The organism is Actinomyces johnsonii (assembly GCF_006546835.1).
GTDB lineage: Bacteria > Actinomycetota > Actinomycetes > Actinomycetales > Actinomycetaceae > Actinomyces > Actinomyces johnsonii.
Genome location: NZ_VICB01000004.1, coordinates 280,937 through 298,068 on the forward strand (window position 1 = coordinate 280,937; position 17,132 = coordinate 298,068).

The window sequence follows — 17,132 nt, forward strand, 5'->3', positions numbered from 1 at the left end:
TGTGGGACGGGAGGAGAGATCGAGGCGGTCGACTGCTGACAAGGCGGAGGAGGACTCAGAGGGAGAAGACATTGCGGTTCCTTCCGGTAGAAAGCGTGGGAGAAAGGGCGTCGGTGCTGCTGGTGCGTTTCATGCTGACGCTCCCAGAGTGGGAGCTGCGGCGCCGTCGCTGGTCAGGGCCACGAAGGCGTCCTCCAGGCCACGGCTGGTGATCTCCAGGTCCTTGGCCAGGTGATCGCTGAGGAGGAGTGCGGCAACGGCGTCGGTATCGGTCGAGTTCAGGGTGAGTGCGCTGCCCAGGACCTCGATATCGTGGACCCGGTCACGGGCCTGCAGATCGGTCAGAGCGCTGCGTAGCTGCTCGGCTGTGCAGGTCAGGGTGGCTCGTAGGGTGCGCCCGCTCACAGAGGTGCGGATCTCGGCCGCGGTGCCGTCGGCGATGATGCGCCCATGACGCATCAGGATGATCCGATCGGCGAAGGCGTCGGCCTCCTCAAGGTAGTGCGTGGCGAAGATGATCGTGCGTCCGTGCGCGGCGTCAGCGTGGATGGCCTCCCAGAAGCTGCGGCGCCCCTCGACGTCCATGCCGGTGGTCGGCTCATCGAGGATGAGCAGAGCCGGGTCGCTCACCAATGCCATGGCGAAGCGCAAGCGCTGCTGCTGGCCTCCTGAGCACTTCTTGACGATGCGTGAGGCGAAGTCGGTGATGCCCGCGCGCCGCATGGCCTCCTCGGTATCGATCCGGTGGGAGAAGAGGCTTCCCGTCAGTTCCACCGTCTCACGCACGGTGATATCGGGCAGGAGCCCGCCGGTCTGCATGACGGCTGTGACCAGGCCCCGGTCGACCGCCTGGCGCGGGCTCATCCCGAAGGTGCTCACCTCTCCGCCGGTGGGGCGACCGAGTCCCAGGATCATGTCAATCGTCGTCGTCTTGCCGGCGCCGTTGGGCCCCAGGAGGGCGACGACCTCGCCTGGACGGATGGTCAGGTCGATTCCGTCGACGGCGGTGACGTCTCCGAAGGACTTGTGCAGGGCGGTCAGCCTGACGGCATCTGCGGGCTCCACCACGGGAGCCGCCATGGGAACCTCCCGGAGTGCGGGCTCCTGGACGGACCGGGTCGTTGTTGTGCTCATGGCTCAAGACTCGTCCCACGTTGGCTGCGATCCATGGCCCATCGGTCACTACTTGCTCATGACATATCTCAGGGATCGCCAGGTGGTGAAATACCGCAGGATAACGGGAGAAAACCCGCGTTCGGAGTGGGAGAGGGTGTCAGGGGGAGCCGGGACCCGGAGGCATGACGTGGCGGGGCCTGCGACCGTTGAGTGTGGGTTCAGTCCCGGTCCGGGCGCGGGAGAGGGGACGAGGCCCGCTTGCCGCTATCCTGGGTCGCAGTCGAGGTGATCGCCATAGCCCACGGCCATGGGCGTTCCGCCCTCATCCGCCCACAGTCTCCCGACCAACGCGCCCAACGGCGCCAGGAAGGACCATCGCGTGTTCGGCAACCTCTCCGATCGCATCACCGCCTCCTTCAACCAGCTGCGCGGCAAAGGTCGTCTCACCGAGGCCGACGTCAACGCCACGGTCACCGAAATCCGCCGCGCCCTTCTGGAGGCGGACGTCGCCCTGCCCGTGGTGCGCGCCTTCACCTCCGCGGTGCGTGAGAAGGCGGTCGATGCCGCCCGCTCCCAGGCCCTCAACCCGGGCCAGCAGGTCGTCAAGATCGTCAACGAGGAGCTCATCGAGGTCCTGGGCGGACAGACCCGGGAGATTCACTGGGCCGACCGCGGCCCCACGATCATCATGCTCGCAGGCCTCCAGGGCGCCGGTAAGACGACCCTGGCCGGAAAGCTCGGCCGCTGGCTGCGCGACCAGGGCAAGCGAGTCCTACTGGTGGCCTCCGATCTCCAGCGCCCCAATGCCGTCACCCAGCTGAGCGTCGTCGCCGAGCGCGCGGGGGTGCACGTGTGGGCGCCCGAGCCCGGCAACGGCGTGGGCGACCCGGTGGCCGTGGCCCGCTCCGGTGTCGAGCACGCGCGCGCCAGCGGCTACGACGTCGTCGTTGTGGACACCGCCGGCCGCCTGGGTGTGGACGCCGAGATGATGGACCAGGCGATCCGCATCCGCGATGCGGTCGCCCCTCACGAGATCCTCTTCGTCCTGGACGCCATGGTCGGTCAGGACGCCGTCAACACCTCGGTCGCTTTCCGCGACGGCGTCGGCTTCACCGGTGTGGTCCTCTCCAAGCTCGACGGCGATGCCCGCGGCGGCGCGGCCCTGTCCGTGCGCGGCGTCACCGGTGCTCCGGTCCTGTTCTCCTCCACCGGTGAGGGCCTGACCGACTTCGAGCGCTTCCACGCCGACCGCATGGCCTCGCGCATCCTGGACATGGGCGACCTGCTCACCCTCATCGAGCAGGCCGAGCGGACCCTGGATCGCCAGGAGGCCGAGGACGCCGCAGCCAAGCTCGCCAAGGGCACCTTCACCCTCGACGACTTCCTCAGCCAACTGCGCCAGATCCGCAGGATGGGCTCCATGAAGAAGCTCCTGGGCATGATGCCCGGCATGGGGCAGATGCGCGATGCCCTGGAGAACTTCGACGAGCGCGAGGTCGACCGCATCGAGGCGATCGTGTGCTCCATGACACCCGCCGAGCGCAAGGACCTGTCCATCCTCAACGGCTCGCGCCGCAGCCGCATCGCCAAGGGGTCGGGTACCACCGTCCAGGCCGTCAACGAGCTCGTGGATCGCTTCGAGCAGGCCAAGAAGATGATGGAGGCCATGGCCTCCGGCGGCGGCATGGGAGGACTCGGCGAGGGCGGCCCCATGCCCGGCATGGGGTCGCTGCCCGGCATGGGCAAGCACTCCAAGGCCCGTCAGGCCCCCAAGGCCAAGCGCGGCAAGGGCGGTAAGAAGGGCCGCAGCGGCAACCCTGCCAAGGCCGCCCGCCAGGCCAAGGAAGCCGCTGCAGCCAAGCAGGCCAAGATCGAAGCCGGGCAGAGCGCTGCGCCCGCAGCCGGGTCTTCCTTCGGACTCGGCGGCGGCCAGTCCGGAGCCTCCGGCTACGGGATCATGCCCCAGGCCCAGCAGCAGGCCCAGGCCGGCGCGCAGTCCTCGGGCGACGACGTCGCCGACGCCATGGGCGCCCTGCCCGAGGACCTGCGCCGCCACCTCGGGCTGTAGACACAACGGCCCGAGGCTCCCGGGAGTCGCTTGGCCCCCGCGTTCGTACGGCAGGCCTCGAGGCCTGATCCTCCGGAGCAGTCCGCGCACCGCAGCGTACGAGCTCGCGGCCAGCGCCTCATCGCCGGCCTGGGCGGCCGCGGTAGGGCTGTGGTGGGGCTCAGCCGGTAGCGCCTTCGACGACGGTGCCCTGGTGGAATACCGCCTGCCAGGTCGAGTCCCGGCAACGGTAGAGCGTGGATCTCCGGGTAACGCGACTCGGCGTGCATAGGGTATAGAGGACCTGGACGACGTCGTCGGCAAGGATGCGGGACTCAGCCCCCTCGATTCTGTATCCATCAGTGAGGGAGTCCGCATGAGTTCCCTTCAAGCGCCCCAGGACGATCTCCTTGACCTCGCTGCGGCTGTAACGTCTCCCCGAGGCGCCGACCTCGTTGAAGTCCTCCGCGATCTGCTCATCAAAGGAGCTGGCGTCCCAGATCAGCTCCGGGTGGTGGAAGATCGGTTCTCGTCGGATCAGTTCATGCCGCTGTGATGAGCTCTCCATCCCCTACCTCTCTGCGCAGTCGGCGGCTTGGAAGTAACTGTACTCACAGCCAGCCGTTGGTCTCGGCGGTGCGGGCCGCCTCGGTGCGATTGCGGGCGTGGGTTTTGGCGATCGCCGACGACAGGTAGTTGCGCACCGTCCCCTCACCCAGGCGCAGTCGCGCCGCGATCTCCCGGGCGTCCGCGCCCGTGGCCGCAGCCCGCAGGACCTCTTTCTCCCGCTCAGTGAGAGGGTTCGGCCCGAGCAGCACCGACTCCTGGGCGAGCTCGGGGTCGATGACCCGCAGGCCCGCGTGAACCTTGCGGATCGCCTCGGCCAGTGCTTCCGGCGGGGTGTCCTTGACGATGAAGCCAGCAGCCCCGGCCTCCATGCCTCGTGAGAGGTAGCCCGGGCGACCGAAGGTCGTCACGATGAGGCACCTGCACGGCGCCCCGGAGGCGACGACCTCGGCGGTGGCCGCCAGCCCATCGCGCCCGGGCATGTCAATATCCACCAGGGCCACATCCACGGCGTGCTCGCGCACCGCTTCCAGGACCTCGTCTCCCCGCCCCACCTGGGCCACCACCTCCAGATCGTTCTCCAGCCCCAGCAGCGTCGCCAGAGCGCCGCGCACCAGGGCCTGGTCATCGGCGATCAGGACACGGATCGGGTTCATGGCAGCCTCACCTCCAGACGGGTGCCGCCGGAAGGCGCGCCAGCACAGTGGTCCTCGACGGCGGTGGGCGGGGCGTCGGGACTGCTGAACGGGCTGGTCATGGCGAGGGACCCGCCCTCATGCTCGATGCGGGAGCGCAGGCCCTCCAGCCCGTTACCCGGTCTGGATCCGGCCAGGCCGACGCCGTCGTCGCTCACCCGCAGCAGCCCCGGCTCCAGGTGCACGGTGACGTTCGCGGCCTGGGCGTGCCGCACAATGTTCGTAGTGGCCTCGCGCAGGGCCCAGGCCAGTAGGGCCCGCTGATACTCAGGAACCTCCTGGGCGCTGCCGGTCAGCTCCACATCGATCTGGGCGGCGCTCAGGGCGGTGCGCGTGGCCTCCAGCTGGCTGGCCAGGTCCGGGGACCGCAGGCGCGTTACGGTGGAGCGCACGTCGGCGAGGGCCCCGCGGGCCAGGGCGATGACCTCGTCGAGCTCGCGGGAGGCGGCGATCGGATCCTGCTCGATGAGCCGGCGGGCGACTTCTGCCTTGAGGGTGAGGACCGTCAGGGAGTGTCCCAGGATGTCATGGACATCGCGCCCGACCGCCTCGCGCTGGGAGACGAGGGCGAGCTCGCGCTCGGTGGACGTTCTGCGCTCCTGGAGCTCCACCGCAATGCGGGCGATGATGATGGTCAGTCCCGATAACGTGGCGCCCAGCACCATCCAGCGCGACTCCGGATGCGTGTTCCATGCCAGAGAGGCGGCCGCCAAGAGGGCAACCGCGGTGATGACGGTCGGGATTCCCCGGCGCAGCTTTATGGAGAACAGGACCAACGAGCAGAAGAAGGGGAAGAAGTAGGCCGTCCACCAGCCCAGCGCCGGCAGTGCCAGTACGGTGAAGAGCGATGGGACCGCCAACTTGCCCAGAAGGACGCGAATCGGAAGATCAGGCAGAGGTACCCCCGCCTGCACCGCGCGGGTGTCCTGCGTGGAGAAGGCCCAGATGTAGGCGACAATGAACCCCATGATTCCGGCGATTCCCAGCAAGCGCTGCCACCGGGCGAAGGAGCCGAAGAGAAGCTGGATGAGGGGGATGACCAGGAAGAACACCCACACCGTGGCGTCCCAAACGATACGACGGCGATAGCGGCGCCAGAGGCGGGAACGGGTCCCTTCCTTCTGCGATACTGAGATCGCCATGGAGGGGGAGCCGTACGGAGGCGGGTACCTGATACTCACGGGGCTCACTGGCGCCTGGTCGCCCGGCGTCGGGCCCCGATCACCAGCAGCCCGAAGATGAGTGTCCACACCACCAGGTTAGCCAACGGCATCCACGGCGGGTCCTGAACACCCGCCGGTCGATCCGACACGTAGACCCACCCCTCGCCCAGTGGCCACCGGGCTAGCGCCGTCGACCCGTACATCGGGGTGAAGCGACTGATCGTCATCAGTGTGTGGTTCAGGGGCATGAAGGCGTTGCCGATGAAGGCGAACAAAGTGACCAGGGAAGTCGCGATACCGATCGACGCCGAGGACGGCAGCCACATTCCTGCGGCCAGACCCCACAAGACGAAGGGCAGGACCCCGAGCAGGCAGACGACGGGACTGGTGGCCCAGGCCCAGCCCTCCATCTGCGAGTCCGTGAAGGCCCCGGCGGTGAGGACCACGATAACCGGAAGAGCCGCCGTTCCCACCGCGGTTCCGGTCTTGACCACCAGGTACCCGCGCAGCCCCTGACCGGTGACGGCCATCTGCCTGCCCCAGCCCGCCGACTGCTCGACGGCGGCCGAGGCCGAGGCGCTCGTGGCCCCCAGACAGGCGCTGAAGGAGGCCATCGCGAGCATCACCGAGGCCGAGACATTGCCGTGAGCGTGCGGACCGTACTCTCCCGCAGACGCGTTCAACCGGCCGAAGACGAGGTACATCGCCAGGGGGAAGGCCACCACGAAGAAGAGGTTGGCGGGCTCGCGCAGGCTCCGATAGAGGTCCAGCCAGAGGTAGGTCAGGAGAGGGCGCGCGGGCCTGAGCCCTCCCGCACGAGGCGATCGGCCTGCGAGCCCGCCCGCGTCGGGATCGACAGGGGACCCGGATACTGGGGAATCAGAGGATGTTTGGGACGTCGCGGTCATGATGCGGCCTCATTGCATATGGTGGTGGTCAGGGTGATGGGTGTGGGCTAAGGCGTCGACGGGACTGTGCCGTCAGAGTCGTCGGAGGTCAGCGCGGTGAAGACCTCGTTGAGACTGGCCGCGCCGATGCCCAGGTGCTCGGCTGGGGTGGCGGTCAACAGCCAGCGGGCGACGGCGTCGGAGTCGGTGGTGCGCAGCTCCACGTGCTCGCCGCGGACGGCCGCGTGCCCAATGCTGCCGGCCGCGGGACAGACGGCCAGGTGCCGGCCCAACGACTCCTCGGAGATACCGGGCCATGTGGCGCTGACCAGGGCGCCGTCGCCCAGCGCCCGAATCTCATCGACGCTCCCGTCGGCCACCAGGCGTCCGTGGGCGATGATGACGATGCGGTCGGCGAAGGAGGCCGCCTCCTCCAGGTAGTGGGTGGCGAACAGGACGGTGCGGCCGCGGCGGGTCTGGGCGCGCATCGTCTCCCAGAAGGCGATCCGGGCGCTGACGTCCATGCCTGCGGTGGGCTCGTCCAGGACGAGGAGGTCGGGATCCGGTAGAAGGGCGAGGGCCAGACGCAAGCGCTGGCGCTCACCTCCCGAGCAGCGGCTCACCTTCCGGGTGAGGATCCGCCCGAGATCTGCCTCGTCGACGACGTCCTTGAGCCTGGAAGCGTTGCGAATGCGGGAATCTCGGCTGGAGCGCCGGGGCTGCATCGAGGCCACGACTCGCAGGGTCTCCCCAACGGTGAAGTCGTCCAGAAGGCCTCCGTCCTGGAAGATGACGCCCGCGCGACCCGCCCGCACCGCCTGGTCGGGGGAGGTTCCCAGAAGCAAGACCTGTCCGGCGTCGGGGCGAGTCAGCCCCAGGATCATGTCGAGGGTGGTGGACTTGCCCGCGCCGTTGGGACCGAGGAAGGCGATCACCTCGCCGGGCCGGACAGTGAGATCGAGTTCATCGACGGCGACGAGGCTGCCGAAGCTCTTGCACAGGCCACGGGCGCGAACCGCGGCGGGCCCTGCACTGCTCCCGGTAGAAGGATGAGTTGCGCGGCAGTGGACTGAGGGCTCGGCTGCATTGCGGGTCATGGACCCAGGCTCGCGCCGGCCCGTGGCTCCCGGTACTGAGCGCTGTCACCGCTGCTACATGACACCTGTCATGCAGCAGCTGGCTCTGTGGGAAGTCATCGTGTCATCAGGATTCCGGTGCGTAGCCAATCAACGTGGAGCCGCCGATCGCGACAATGAAGTCCTGGCGCCAGACGGGGATGAATGCGCTACGGGATGTGATGGGTAGGGGATCCATCGGCGTCTTTGAGGCCATGTCGATCATGAACACGGCACCGATCTCGCTACTGGCAGAGCTACCGCGTATGGTGAGTGTGCGCTTGTCGGAGCTCAGTTTCCAGGAATTCTGGAACTGCGCGCGAGCGGAGGCGCCTCATTCTTGGAGAAGGTGGATGCTGTGGAACTGTCTGGATCGATGATGACCCAACCATCGCTAGCGGAAAGCAGCTGCATGGAGCGCACTTGATCGTTCTTCTCCGGTGAGAAGGTCGGAAGACAGCGGTCCATCCGTGGAGGGGGTGCTGGGAGGCCGGATCGACGTCGGGGCGCCAGGAGGACGGATCCCCCAGGGGAATCTGCTCATGGGCGCTGTTTCCTTCAGCTTCGTCACTTATCGGATGGTCGGGTGCGTGGTGCGGTTATTCTCGCTGGGTGGGGGAATAACCCGCCAGGGTCGCGCCCTCGACGGCGATGATCAGGTCACCTCGCGGTACGATCGCATTCTGCCGTTCATAGGTCCTGTTCTTGGTGACGTCGATGATGCACGCCGTACTCTGGTCGTAGGCGGCCTGGCGCTTGACGATCACAAATCGGTTGTCGGGGCTCATCGCCCAGTTGTTTTGAATATCGCCGATATCCAGGCCGCTGGATGTGCAGTTCCCGTCGGTGGGGGCCGAGAGCGGTTCGCCGTTGAGTGTGCAAGGCTCCCCCGAGGCGCACGACACCGATGTTTGGGCCCAGGAGGTGTCCTGCGACTCGTAGGCCCGGCGGAGCTCCCCGACGGTCGGAGAGCCCGAACCGGTGATCAGTAGCGGTGAGTATCGGGAGGAGAATGGACTGGGCATGGAAAACGACCCGGTGCGGGCGCCGTCGGGGCTAAGAGTTGTGGCCTGCGTTATTCGATCTATTCGGATCCACCCGTCGGAGGCCGCGATGAATGTGGGTAGCTCCTTGGAGTCCTGTGGGTTGTGGGATGATCCGTCACTCAGGGATATGAAATGAATGGTGTTATCGATTTGCAGCTTGAGGTATCCGCTGTTCGTGTCTCCGACGCGCTGATTCTGCCATAGGCGTGCCTTACTCCCCGGATACTTCTGCGACCATCTCAGCGACAGTGCCCCGTTGCTCATATCCCATGCAGAACAGGTGATGCGACTATCCGAGCAGGTGATGATGAGATCATCGGAAATGAAGGTGGGAAACTCCTTCCCCCAGACATCCTCAGTTGTCTCACCGGTCTCCAGATCGATATAACCTCGTGAGTAGAAGAGCGACGTACTGTTGATTCCCCACGGGATGTATCCCGGTGATGGAAGATCCAAGGTCCTCGTCGGCCGACCGTCGACCATCCGGTAGATCTGGATGGGAGTAGGGCCCTTGAGATTCTTGTCGTACACGGCGATGTGATTGCCGTTCGAGAGGAAGCCCCAATCCCCGCCCGGTTTCCATGCCGTCGCCATGCCCGTCTCGAGGCGCCACTGCTCCACCCAGGGATCGTCCGTCACCGGCGACGCGGCTGTGCTCGATGTTGTGCTCGACGTGGGCGTGCCGGTTGCCGGGATCGATGACGAGGCCGAGTCTGAAGGTGATGGCCGGGCCGCATCGTCTTCGGCCGATCGGCGATCTGAGGCCGCATGCGATCCTGCGGAGCCCCGGAGGTGAACGATGGCTCCCGCAACGACGACGAGTGCGATGACCAGGAGGCAGACCCAGGTGGCCGAAGGCCGTCGCGACGGCCGGAGAGACTGATTCGTCGGAGCGCTCTGTCCGGAACGGGGAGGTCGGATCGACGAGCTCTTGCCGGGAGGCTGGATGCCGCGATTGCCGAAGGAGGGAGGCCTCATGAACGAAGCATGCCCCGATTCTGCATGCAGTGCCGGGTTTTGAATAGTGCAGCCCGGGTGGGTTTGAGCGTGTTGGCGTCGTTGCTCGGCGGAACCGTGAATTCCGGTCGGTTCTGTTGTCGGCGTCGGCTGTGGGCGATCTCGCACCGGGCGGTGGGACGGCGCCCCGGCCCGGGCTGGCGACGTTGTCGGAGGCTCTGGCAGAATGTCCGGCTGTACTCGATCGGACGTCGGTCCCTCTCCCGGCCCCGGTTGCGTCTCGGCTCACGCCGGAAACCGTTGCTTGACCCCACCGGGGACCAGCGCGCGCCAAACCATCCAGAACCAGGAGTTCAACCAAGTGGCAGTCAAGATTCGCCTCAAGCGCATGGGCAAGAAGTTCGCCCCCTTCTACCGGGTCGTCGTCCTCGACTCCCGCAAGAAGCGCGACGGTCGCGTCATCGAGGAGATCGGTGTCTACGACCCGATGCAGGAGCCCTCGCTCATCCGCATCGACTCCGAGCGCGTCCAGTACTGGCTCGGTGTGGGCGCCCAGCCCTCCGACGCCGTCTACAAGCTGATCAAGATCACCGGCGACTATCACCAGTTCAAGGGCCTCAAGGGTGTGGAGAGCACCCTCAAGGTCAAGGACGCCGACGCCGCCACGGTCGCCAAGGAGGCGGCGGTCAAGGCCGCTGCCGACGACGCCGAGAAGCGCAAGGCGGCCGCCGCCAAGGCCAAGGCGGACCAGGAGGCTTCCCAGGCCGCTGAGGCCGCGGCGGAGGAGAACGTCGAGGCTGATGCCTCCGACGAGGCCGCCGCCGAGGAGGCCTGAGATGCTGGCCGACGCCCTCGAGCACCTCGTACGGGGCATCGTCGACAACCCCGACGACGTCACCGTTACCTCCCGGTCGCTGCGCCGCGGCGACCTGCTGGAGGTACGGGTCAACCCCGAGGACCTCGGCCGGGTCATCGGCCGCTCGGGCCGTACCGCTCGAGCGCTGCGCACAGTGGTGGGAGCACTGGCAGACTCGTCAGTGCGCGTCGACGTCGTCGACACCGACCGCCGCTGAACGCAGGGTCTTCAGGTCGGCATAGCCGACCGTGTCGGTCTCGGCAGGTCTGACATCGGCACGAGTGCCCGGTTCCCATAAGGGAGCCGGGCGCCGTCGTCTTCCAGCGGTTGTTCTGCGCCCTCATGCCCCAGGTGATCGGCGGCCGGTCGGCGGAGCAGATGGAAGACGGACCTGGGCGAGGGCGTTCAACCTCACGTCATCGGTGCTCCACCTCATCCCTGTGGCCGATGGGAACGCCAGCCGGCGCGCGGTAGGTTGGCGTCAGACAACCAGATCCCTTGCCAACCATTCCACGTCCCGATCCCAGGAGAACAGGTGCTGCTCACCCTCGCCGTCATCGGTCCCGCCCATGCCCTCAAGGGCGAGGTGCGCCTCGAGATCCGTACCGATGACCCCGAGGGGCGCCTCGCGCCCGGAACCACTGTCCCCACCGAGCCCGCCCAGGCCGGTCCTCTGACGGTCAGCCGCCTGCGCTTCGACGGCTCACGCTGGTTCGCCGCCTTCGAACAGGCGCGCGACCGTACGGCCGCCGAGGCCCTACGGGGAGTCAGACTCCTGGTCGAGACCGACGACGTCTCCGACGACGCCACGAGCCCCACGGAGGGTGACGAGTCCTGGTACCGCCACGAGCTGGTCGGACTGCACGCGCTCAACGTCACCGGCGAGGCGCTGGGAGAGGTCACGGATCTGGAGCCGGGCGTCGCCCAGGATCGACTCGTGGTCACCACCCCCGAGGGTGATGACGTGGCCGTCCCCTTCGTCGCTGCGCTCGTGCCGGCCATCGACCTGGAGGCCGGCACCGTGACCCTGGACCCGCCCGGTGGGCTGTTCCCCGGACGCGGAGAGGCTGAGGAGGCCCGGTGAGGATCGACGTCGTCACCATCTTCCCCGACTACTTTAAGGTTCTGGACCTCTCTCTCATTGGGCGGGCTGCCGACCGGGGCGACCTCGACTTGCGCGTCCACGACCTGCGCGACCACGCCCACGACCGGCACCGCACCGTCGACGACACACCCCTGGGCGGCGGTGCCGGCATGGTGATGAAGCCCGACGTGTGGGGCGAGGCCCTCGACGACGTGCTCGCCGTGGACGTTCCCACCGCCGGTCGTCAGGTCCTCGTCATCCCCACACCCTCGGGCGAGGTCTTCACCCAGCGCACCGCCGAGGACCTGGCCAGCGCCGACTCCCTGGTCTTCGCCTGCGGCCGCTACGAGGGCATCGACGCGCGCGTGCCCAAGCACTACGCCTCCCGCGGCGTGGAGGTGCGTGAGCTGAGCATCGGCGACTACGTCCTCAACGGGGGAGAGGCCGCCGCCATCGTCATGATCGAGGCAATCGCCCGCCTCCTGCCCGGTGTCCTGGGCAACCCCGAGTCACTGATCGAGGAGTCCCACGGAGCCGCGGGTCTGCTGGAGTACCCCGTCCATACCCGCCCCACCCAGTGGCGCGACCTGGAGGTCGACCCCGTCCTGCTGTCCGGTGACCACGCCCGCATCGCCCGCATCCGGCGGGACCAGGCCATTGCCCGCACTGTCAGCCGCCGCCCCGACATGATCGAGCACCTGGACGCCGCGCTCCTGGACCGCGATGACCGCGCTACGCTGGCGACCCTAGGATGGGCGGTTCCGGTTGGGGCGGCCCATCCGGTGCCGGTGCGCATCCGCCCCGCCACCGCGTGCGACGCCCAGGCGCTGGCGGACCTGGCGGCCCGCACCTTCCCTGATGCCTGCGAGCAGGTCATCGCCCCCGAGTCCATCACCCGGCACATCGCCACCAGCCTCGTGCCCGAGCTGTTCTCCACCTGGGCCGACGACGAGCGCGTCGACCTCGTCGTCGCCGAGCTTCTTGCCCCGTTGCCCGCCATGCGGACATCCGGTGGGACGGAGCCTACCGAGACGTCAGATGGTTTCAACCTGGTGGGTTACGCGGCTGTGCTGTGGGAGGAGCACGACGCCGCAGGTGATCCTCCCCCCGGGATCGATCCCCGTCCTGCCTGCGTCCGGGCTCGCCCGGGGCAGGCCGTCGGCGAGCTGTCCAAGGTCTACATCGACTCCGTCATGCGAGGCTCGGGACTCACCCCTGCGCTCATGAGCGCCGTGACACAGCAGGCCGCCGCCCACGGGACGAGCCTGCTTTGGCTCGGCACCCACATCACCAACAAGCGCGCCCAGAAGGCCTACAAGCGGGCCGGCTTTCGCCAGGTCGGGACTCGCACCTACAACGTCGGGGGCCAGGACGCCCACGACGTCGTCATGACCCGGCAGACAGGAGAAGGCCTATGAGTAGCGGACCCGACCAGAACCTCAAGGACATGACTGACGACACGGCTGACGGCACGGGCGACACCCGCAGCGATGACGGCGGCACGGCTACGAAGAGCACCGGGGCGTCCGAGCCGTCCTCGACGGCGGCACGGATCGGCTCCCGTCTCAAGCAGTGGGGCATCACCCTGTCCTACTTGGTTGTCGCTGTGGCGATCATCGCCCTCATCCGCACCTTCGTCATACAGAGTTTCACCATTCCCTCCGGGTCGATGGAGGACACCCTCAACGAGGGCGACCGCGTCACGGTGACGATGTTCGACTCCGACGACATCCACCGTGGCGACGTCGTCGTCTTCACCGATCCCGACCACTGGCTGATGACCGAGGAGCCCACGGGCCTGCAGGGCGCCCTTCAGGACTTCCTGGTCACCATCCGCATCTTCCCCCAGAACGCGGGACACCACCTCATCAAACGCGTCATCGGTATGCCCGGCGACCACGTCGTCGCCGATGGGAACGGCTCCCTGAGCGTCAACGGCGTCGAACTCCATGAGGACTACCTCAAACCCGGCCGGTCGGCGTCCGACCTCGCCTTCGACATCACCGTGCCCGAGGGCTACGTATGGGTCATGGGGGACAACCGCGCCAACTCCTCTGACTCCCGCTACCACCAGAACGATGCGCACCACGGCTTCGTCCCCATGGGCAACGTCGTCGGCGTTGCCAAGAACGTCGTGTGGCCCTACTCCCACTGGTCCAGCCTGGGGTCCGGCCACAAGGTCTTCTCCCAGGTGCCCGAACCGACGTCGACTCCGACGGCGATCTCGGAGGCCCCCACCGAGCCCACGCCGGCGCGCACCCTGGCTGGCTCCGACAACTGACCACTCGGCCCCGCCGTAAATCGGTATCGCCCTCTCCGGCCCATCGCGCCGGTGAGCTCCTGCAGCGCGACGCGTCCCGGGGCTCGCGCCGAGACGGGGACAAGGCGTGAACTCAGGCACGTCGATGCCGGCGCGCTCGTCCCTGGGTGCGAGCCTATGGCAAACTGAGCGAGCACTTGGGTCCTGCGGCTCCTCTGCCACTGGGGAGGATGCCGCCTCGAGGGAGCCCAAGGGCGTCCACCTCCGGCGCTGCCCCTGACGGCGCGGCGCCGCCGAACCAGCACTCCTGACCAGTGGCACGGGTGTGGAGAGAAACATGAACCTGATCGACGAGATCAACGCCGCATCACTGCGCGACGACATCCCCTCCTTCCGTCCCGGGGACACCCTCAAGGTCCACGTCAAGGTCGTCGAGGGAACCCGCTCCCGCGTCCAGGTCTTCCAGGGCGTGGTCATCGCCCGCCAGGGCGGCGGCGTCTCGGAGACCTTCACCATCCGCAAGGTCTCCTTCGGCGTCGGCGTCGAGCGCACCTTCCCCGTCCACACGCCCTCCATCGAGAAGATCGAGGTCGTCACCCGGGGCCAGGTGCGCCGCGCCAAGCTCTACTACCTGCGCAACCTGCGCGGTAAGGCCGCCAAGATCAAGGAGCGTCGTGAGGACTGAGCGCCCGCGCTCTTAAGACGGCGCCCGGAGCCCTCGGGCTCCGGGCGCTCGTCATCTCTCATCGCCGTGTAGCGGCGGACCCACGTACATCGATTTAAGGGGGAAGGGGCACGGTGAGACCGCCGCAGGACGAGGCCGACGACGTCGGACTGGACCTGAAGCAGGCCGCTCCTTCGCAGATCGGCCGTGCCTCCAGATCCGCCGCCACCCCTTCCTGCAGCGCTCCCTCCGCAAGCTCTCCCCAGGACAACGACGAATCTCTTGATCCGTCGGGAGAGCCTCCGAACACGGCCCCGGTCGATGACAGCGAGGAATGGGACTATGACCCGTTCATCGACCCCGACGCAGATCCCGAACCCGACGACGGGCCCGTGGACCTGCCCCCCTCCATCCAGCCACGTCGGAACGTCGCTCCCGCCATTCCTCCGCCGCAGACCAGTTCCCCGGTACAGCGACTGACGAGGGTGCTGCTGGTCCTGACGGTCATCATCCTGGTCCCGGCTCTCCTGCGGACTTTCGTCGTCCAGACCTATGAGATCCCCTCGGGCTCCATGGAGAACACGCTGCGTAACGGAGACCAGGTCGTGGTCACGATGTTCGACTCCGACCGCATCGACCGTGGCGACGTCGTCGTCTTCTCCGACCCCGACGACTGGCTCCACGTCAAGGAGCCGACGGGACTGCGCGGGGCCGTCCAGAAGACTTTCGTCGTCCTGCACCTCCTGCCCGAGCGCACCGGCCACCACCTCATCAAGCGGGTCATCGGGGTTGGAGGCGACCACGTCGTCGCCGACGGGAAGGGAACACTGAGCGTCAACGGCGTCGTCGTCACGGAGAACTATGTCAAGGACGGCCAGTCCGCGTCCCTGACGTCCTTCGACGTCACCGTCCCCCGGGGGTATGTGTGGGTTATGGGGGACAACCGCAGCAACTCGGCGGACTCGCGCTATCACCGCGACGACGCGCACGGAGGATTCGTGCCCTTGACGAATGTCGTCGGAGTGGCCAAGGCGGTCTTCTCCTGGACGAGCCTGAGCCGATGGGGGAGCCTAGGGGGAGGAGACCGAGTCTTCTCCCAGGTGCCCGATCACGACACCACCGCGGTCTCGCCGACCCCCTCGCCATCCAGTCCTGCCCCGAGCAGGCCAACCGCACCAACGCGGCGGTCCACCGACGCCGACGACCCCGACGACGAGGACAATACGGTCCCGGACGGCTCGCAGAGCGACACCGGTGAGGCGACCGACGGCTCCGAGCGCAACGGGCCCGGCCGGATCGGCTCGGATTCGGGGATCGGGGGAGATGACACGGAGCCCGGGACATCTGGCGGCGAACGATCCGACACGGGCCCGGAAGGAGGCGACTCGCCGAACTCCTCGGGCGGATCCGGCGGCTCGGGAACGGGCATGAGGATAACGCGGTGAGCCGTCGAGTACGGCCCCGACCCGACCGGACGCTTGAGAACGAGCTGCTTGAGACCCACGACTACGTCGGCGGCCTGGATGAGGTCGGGCGCGGTGCGCTCGCCGGACCGGTCAGCGTAGGGCTGGCAGTCGTGGGACGCGACACCCTCGATGCCTTCCCCGAAGGCCTGGCCGACTCCAAACAGCTGACGGCCCGTGCGCGCACCGACCTGGTCGAGCCCGTGCGCAACTGGCTGGTGGACTGCGCCGTCGCCCATGCCTCGCCCGCCGAGATCGACGAGCGCGGCATCGTCGGCGCCCTGCGACTGGCGGGGCTGCGAGCCCTGCAACGTGTCGCTGAGCGCGGATACGCCCCCGACATCGTTATTCTCGACGGCGTGGCCGACTGGCTCACTGCCCCGCAGCCCGACCTGCTCACCGTTCTGGGCGACGGGCGGCCTTCGCGGGCGGCGCCCGAGCCCGCCGTGGATGCCCCCATCCCGCCGGTGCGCATGGAGGTCAAGGCCGATGCCCGCTGCGCCGTCGTCGCCGCAGCCAGTGTCCTGGCCAAGGTGGAACGGGACTCCCTCATGATCGGTCTGGACGATCCCGGTTACGGGTGGGCCTCGAACAAGGGGTACGCCTCGCCGACCCATATCGAGGCCCTGGCCGCCCTGGGCGCCGGGAACCAGCACCGGCGCAGCTGGCGTCTGCCCGGGGTGGAGCAGTACCGGAGCTGACGCGCCGGGTACCCGGCGCCACCGGCCGGACAACGACCGGCCGGAGGACCGACTCGCCCTGGCAGCCTGCTGGGCCCGGGCGCCGCCGACAGGCATGATGGCCCGGTGAGTGCAGAAGACCTCGAGTCCTATGAGAACGAGCTGGAGCTCTCGCTGTACCGGGAGTACCGCGACGTCGCCTCCCTGTTCTCCTACGTGGTGGAGACCGAACGACGGTTCTACCTGGCCAACGCCGTCGACGTCCAGGTACGCACCAACGGTGGGGAGGTCTTCTTCGAGCTCACCCTCGAGGACGCCTGGGTGTGGGACATCTACCGCGCCTCCCGGTTCGTGAAGTCCGTCCACGTCGTCACCTTCAAGGACGTCAATGTCGAGGAGCTCACCAAGCTCGAGATGGACATTCCCTCCTCCTAGCGCTCTGCTGCCCCTGTTCTGGCCATCCACCGCGCACCGTCCGCTGAGCACCGCGGTTGCCCGGTGGCCACAGGACGGCTTTCGCCAGTGCCCTCCA

General features: G+C 67.7%; 17 protein-coding genes. 10 read left to right on the forward strand and 7 right to left on the reverse strand.

All coding sequences use genetic code 11. The features are described from left to right. Positions 1-129: 129 nt before the first annotated feature. Positions 130-1,134, reverse strand: a complete 1,005-nt coding sequence (locus tag FK256_RS03955; protein WP_425321574.1) for an ABC transporter ATP-binding protein — start codon at positions 1,132-1,134, stop codon at positions 130-132. Between the two features lie 361 nt (positions 1,135-1,495). Here FK256_RS03955 and ffh point away from each other — a divergent pair, with 361 nt between their 5' ends. Next, complete coding sequence (gene ffh, locus FK256_RS03960) at positions 1,496-3,184, forward strand: signal recognition particle protein (RefSeq protein WP_141423792.1); 1,689 nt, start codon at positions 1,496-1,498, stop codon at positions 3,182-3,184. Positions 3,185-3,344: 160 nt separating this feature from the next. Here the strand turns inward: ffh and FK256_RS03965 are convergent, their stop codons facing one another. The 6 genes from FK256_RS03965 to FK256_RS03995 form a co-directional block, all read right to left on the reverse strand. Then, the gene (locus FK256_RS03965; protein ID WP_021605752.1) at positions 3,345-3,731 is read right to left on the reverse strand and encodes a nuclear transport factor 2 family protein; all 387 of its coding nucleotides are present in this window, start codon (positions 3,729-3,731) and stop codon (positions 3,345-3,347) included. Between the two features lie 43 nt (positions 3,732-3,774). After that, the gene (locus FK256_RS03970) at positions 3,775-4,386 is read right to left on the reverse strand and encodes a response regulator transcription factor (protein ID WP_009232191.1); all 612 of its coding nucleotides are present in this window, start codon (positions 4,384-4,386) and stop codon (positions 3,775-3,777) included. Next, positions 4,383-5,567, reverse strand: a complete 1,185-nt coding sequence (locus FK256_RS03975; RefSeq protein ID WP_244936126.1) for a sensor histidine kinase — start codon at positions 5,565-5,567, stop codon at positions 4,383-4,385. Before FK256_RS03975 ends, FK256_RS03970 begins: the two co-directional genes overlap by 4 nt. Before the next feature lie 44 nt (positions 5,568-5,611). After that, on the reverse strand, positions 5,612-6,496 hold the full coding sequence (locus tag FK256_RS03980) for a hypothetical protein (RefSeq protein ID WP_141423793.1): 885 nt from the start codon (positions 6,494-6,496) through the stop codon (positions 5,612-5,614). 47 nt (positions 6,497-6,543) lie between these two features. Next, positions 6,544-7,572 (reverse strand): ABC transporter ATP-binding protein, encoded by a 1,029-nt coding sequence (locus FK256_RS03985; protein ID WP_141423794.1) that lies wholly within the window; start codon positions 7,570-7,572, stop codon positions 6,544-6,546. 617 nt (positions 7,573-8,189) lie between these two features. Continuing rightward, complete coding sequence (locus tag FK256_RS03995) at positions 8,190-9,257, reverse strand: hypothetical protein (protein ID WP_141423795.1); 1,068 nt, start codon at positions 9,255-9,257, stop codon at positions 8,190-8,192. Between the two features lie 697 nt (positions 9,258-9,954). Here FK256_RS03995 and rpsP point away from each other — a divergent pair. From rpsP to FK256_RS04040, 9 genes are all read left to right on the forward strand, one after another. Then, the gene (gene rpsP, locus FK256_RS04000; protein ID WP_039893317.1) at positions 9,955-10,428 is read left to right on the forward strand and encodes a 30S ribosomal protein S16; all 474 of its coding nucleotides are present in this window, start codon (positions 9,955-9,957) and stop codon (positions 10,426-10,428) included. 1 nt (position 10,429) lies between these two features. Then, positions 10,430-10,666 carry an RNA-binding protein gene (locus FK256_RS04005; protein ID WP_003781480.1) on the forward strand — a complete coding sequence of 79 codons (237 nt, stop codon included), beginning with the start codon at positions 10,430-10,432 and terminating at the stop codon, positions 10,664-10,666. A 318-nt stretch (positions 10,667-10,984) separates the two neighbouring features. Then, positions 10,985-11,533 (forward strand): ribosome maturation factor RimM, encoded by a 549-nt coding sequence (gene rimM, locus FK256_RS04010; RefSeq protein WP_141423796.1) that lies wholly within the window; start codon positions 10,985-10,987, stop codon positions 11,531-11,533. Beyond that, positions 11,530-12,951 (forward strand): tRNA (guanosine(37)-N1)-methyltransferase TrmD, encoded by a 1,422-nt coding sequence (trmD, locus tag FK256_RS04015; protein WP_141423797.1) that lies wholly within the window; start codon positions 11,530-11,532, stop codon positions 12,949-12,951. The genes rimM and trmD overlap by 4 nt, the downstream gene beginning before the upstream one ends. Beyond that, on the forward strand, positions 12,948-13,814 hold the full coding sequence (lepB, locus tag FK256_RS04020) for a signal peptidase I (protein WP_141423798.1): 867 nt from the start codon (positions 12,948-12,950) through the stop codon (positions 13,812-13,814). The genes trmD and lepB (FK256_RS04020) overlap by 4 nt, the downstream gene beginning before the upstream one ends. Positions 13,815-14,130: 316 nt before the next feature. Further along, complete coding sequence (rplS, locus tag FK256_RS04025; protein ID WP_009232180.1) at positions 14,131-14,478, forward strand: 50S ribosomal protein L19; 348 nt, start codon at positions 14,131-14,133, stop codon at positions 14,476-14,478. A 113-nt stretch (positions 14,479-14,591) separates the two neighbouring features. Then, the gene (gene lepB, locus FK256_RS04030; RefSeq protein WP_141423799.1) at positions 14,592-15,902 is read left to right on the forward strand and encodes a signal peptidase I; all 1,311 of its coding nucleotides are present in this window, start codon (positions 14,592-14,594) and stop codon (positions 15,900-15,902) included. After that, complete coding sequence (locus FK256_RS04035; protein ID WP_141423800.1) at positions 15,899-16,621, forward strand: ribonuclease HII; 723 nt, start codon at positions 15,899-15,901, stop codon at positions 16,619-16,621. The genes lepB (FK256_RS04030) and FK256_RS04035 overlap by 4 nt, the downstream gene beginning before the upstream one ends. Before the next feature lie 105 nt (positions 16,622-16,726). After that, the gene (locus FK256_RS04040) at positions 16,727-17,035 is read left to right on the forward strand and encodes a DUF2469 domain-containing protein (RefSeq protein WP_009232177.1); all 309 of its coding nucleotides are present in this window, start codon (positions 16,727-16,729) and stop codon (positions 17,033-17,035) included. Positions 17,036-17,132: the final 97 nt, after the last annotated feature.

Excerpts from the sequence above, each read along its gene's own strand:
- FK256_RS03955 (WP_425321574.1), bottom strand. The coding sequence starts at position 1,134 with ATGAGCACAACAACGACCCGGTCCGTCCAGGAGCCCGCACTCCGGGAG.
- FK256_RS03965 (WP_021605752.1), bottom strand. The coding sequence starts at position 3,731 with ATGGAGAGCTCATCACAGCGGCATGAACTGATCCGACGAGAACCGATC.
- FK256_RS03970 (WP_009232191.1), bottom strand. The coding sequence starts at position 4,386 with ATGAACCCGATCCGTGTCCTGATCGCCGATGACCAGGCCCTGGTGCGC.
- FK256_RS03975 (WP_244936126.1), bottom strand. The coding sequence starts at position 5,567 with ATGGCGATCTCAGTATCGCAGAAGGAAGGGACCCGTTCCCGCCTCTGG.
- FK256_RS03980 (WP_141423793.1), bottom strand. The coding sequence starts at position 6,496 with ATGACCGCGACGTCCCAAACATCCTCTGATTCCCCAGTATCCGGGTCC.
- FK256_RS03985 (WP_141423794.1), bottom strand. The coding sequence starts at position 7,572 with ATGACCCGCAATGCAGCCGAGCCCTCAGTCCACTGCCGCGCAACTCAT.
- FK256_RS04005 (WP_003781480.1), top strand. The coding sequence starts at position 10,430 with ATGCTGGCCGACGCCCTCGAGCACCTCGTACGGGGCATCGTCGACAAC.
- lepB (WP_141423798.1), top strand. The coding sequence starts at position 12,948 with ATGAGTAGCGGACCCGACCAGAACCTCAAGGACATGACTGACGACACG.
- rplS (WP_009232180.1), top strand. The coding sequence starts at position 14,131 with ATGAACCTGATCGACGAGATCAACGCCGCATCACTGCGCGACGACATC.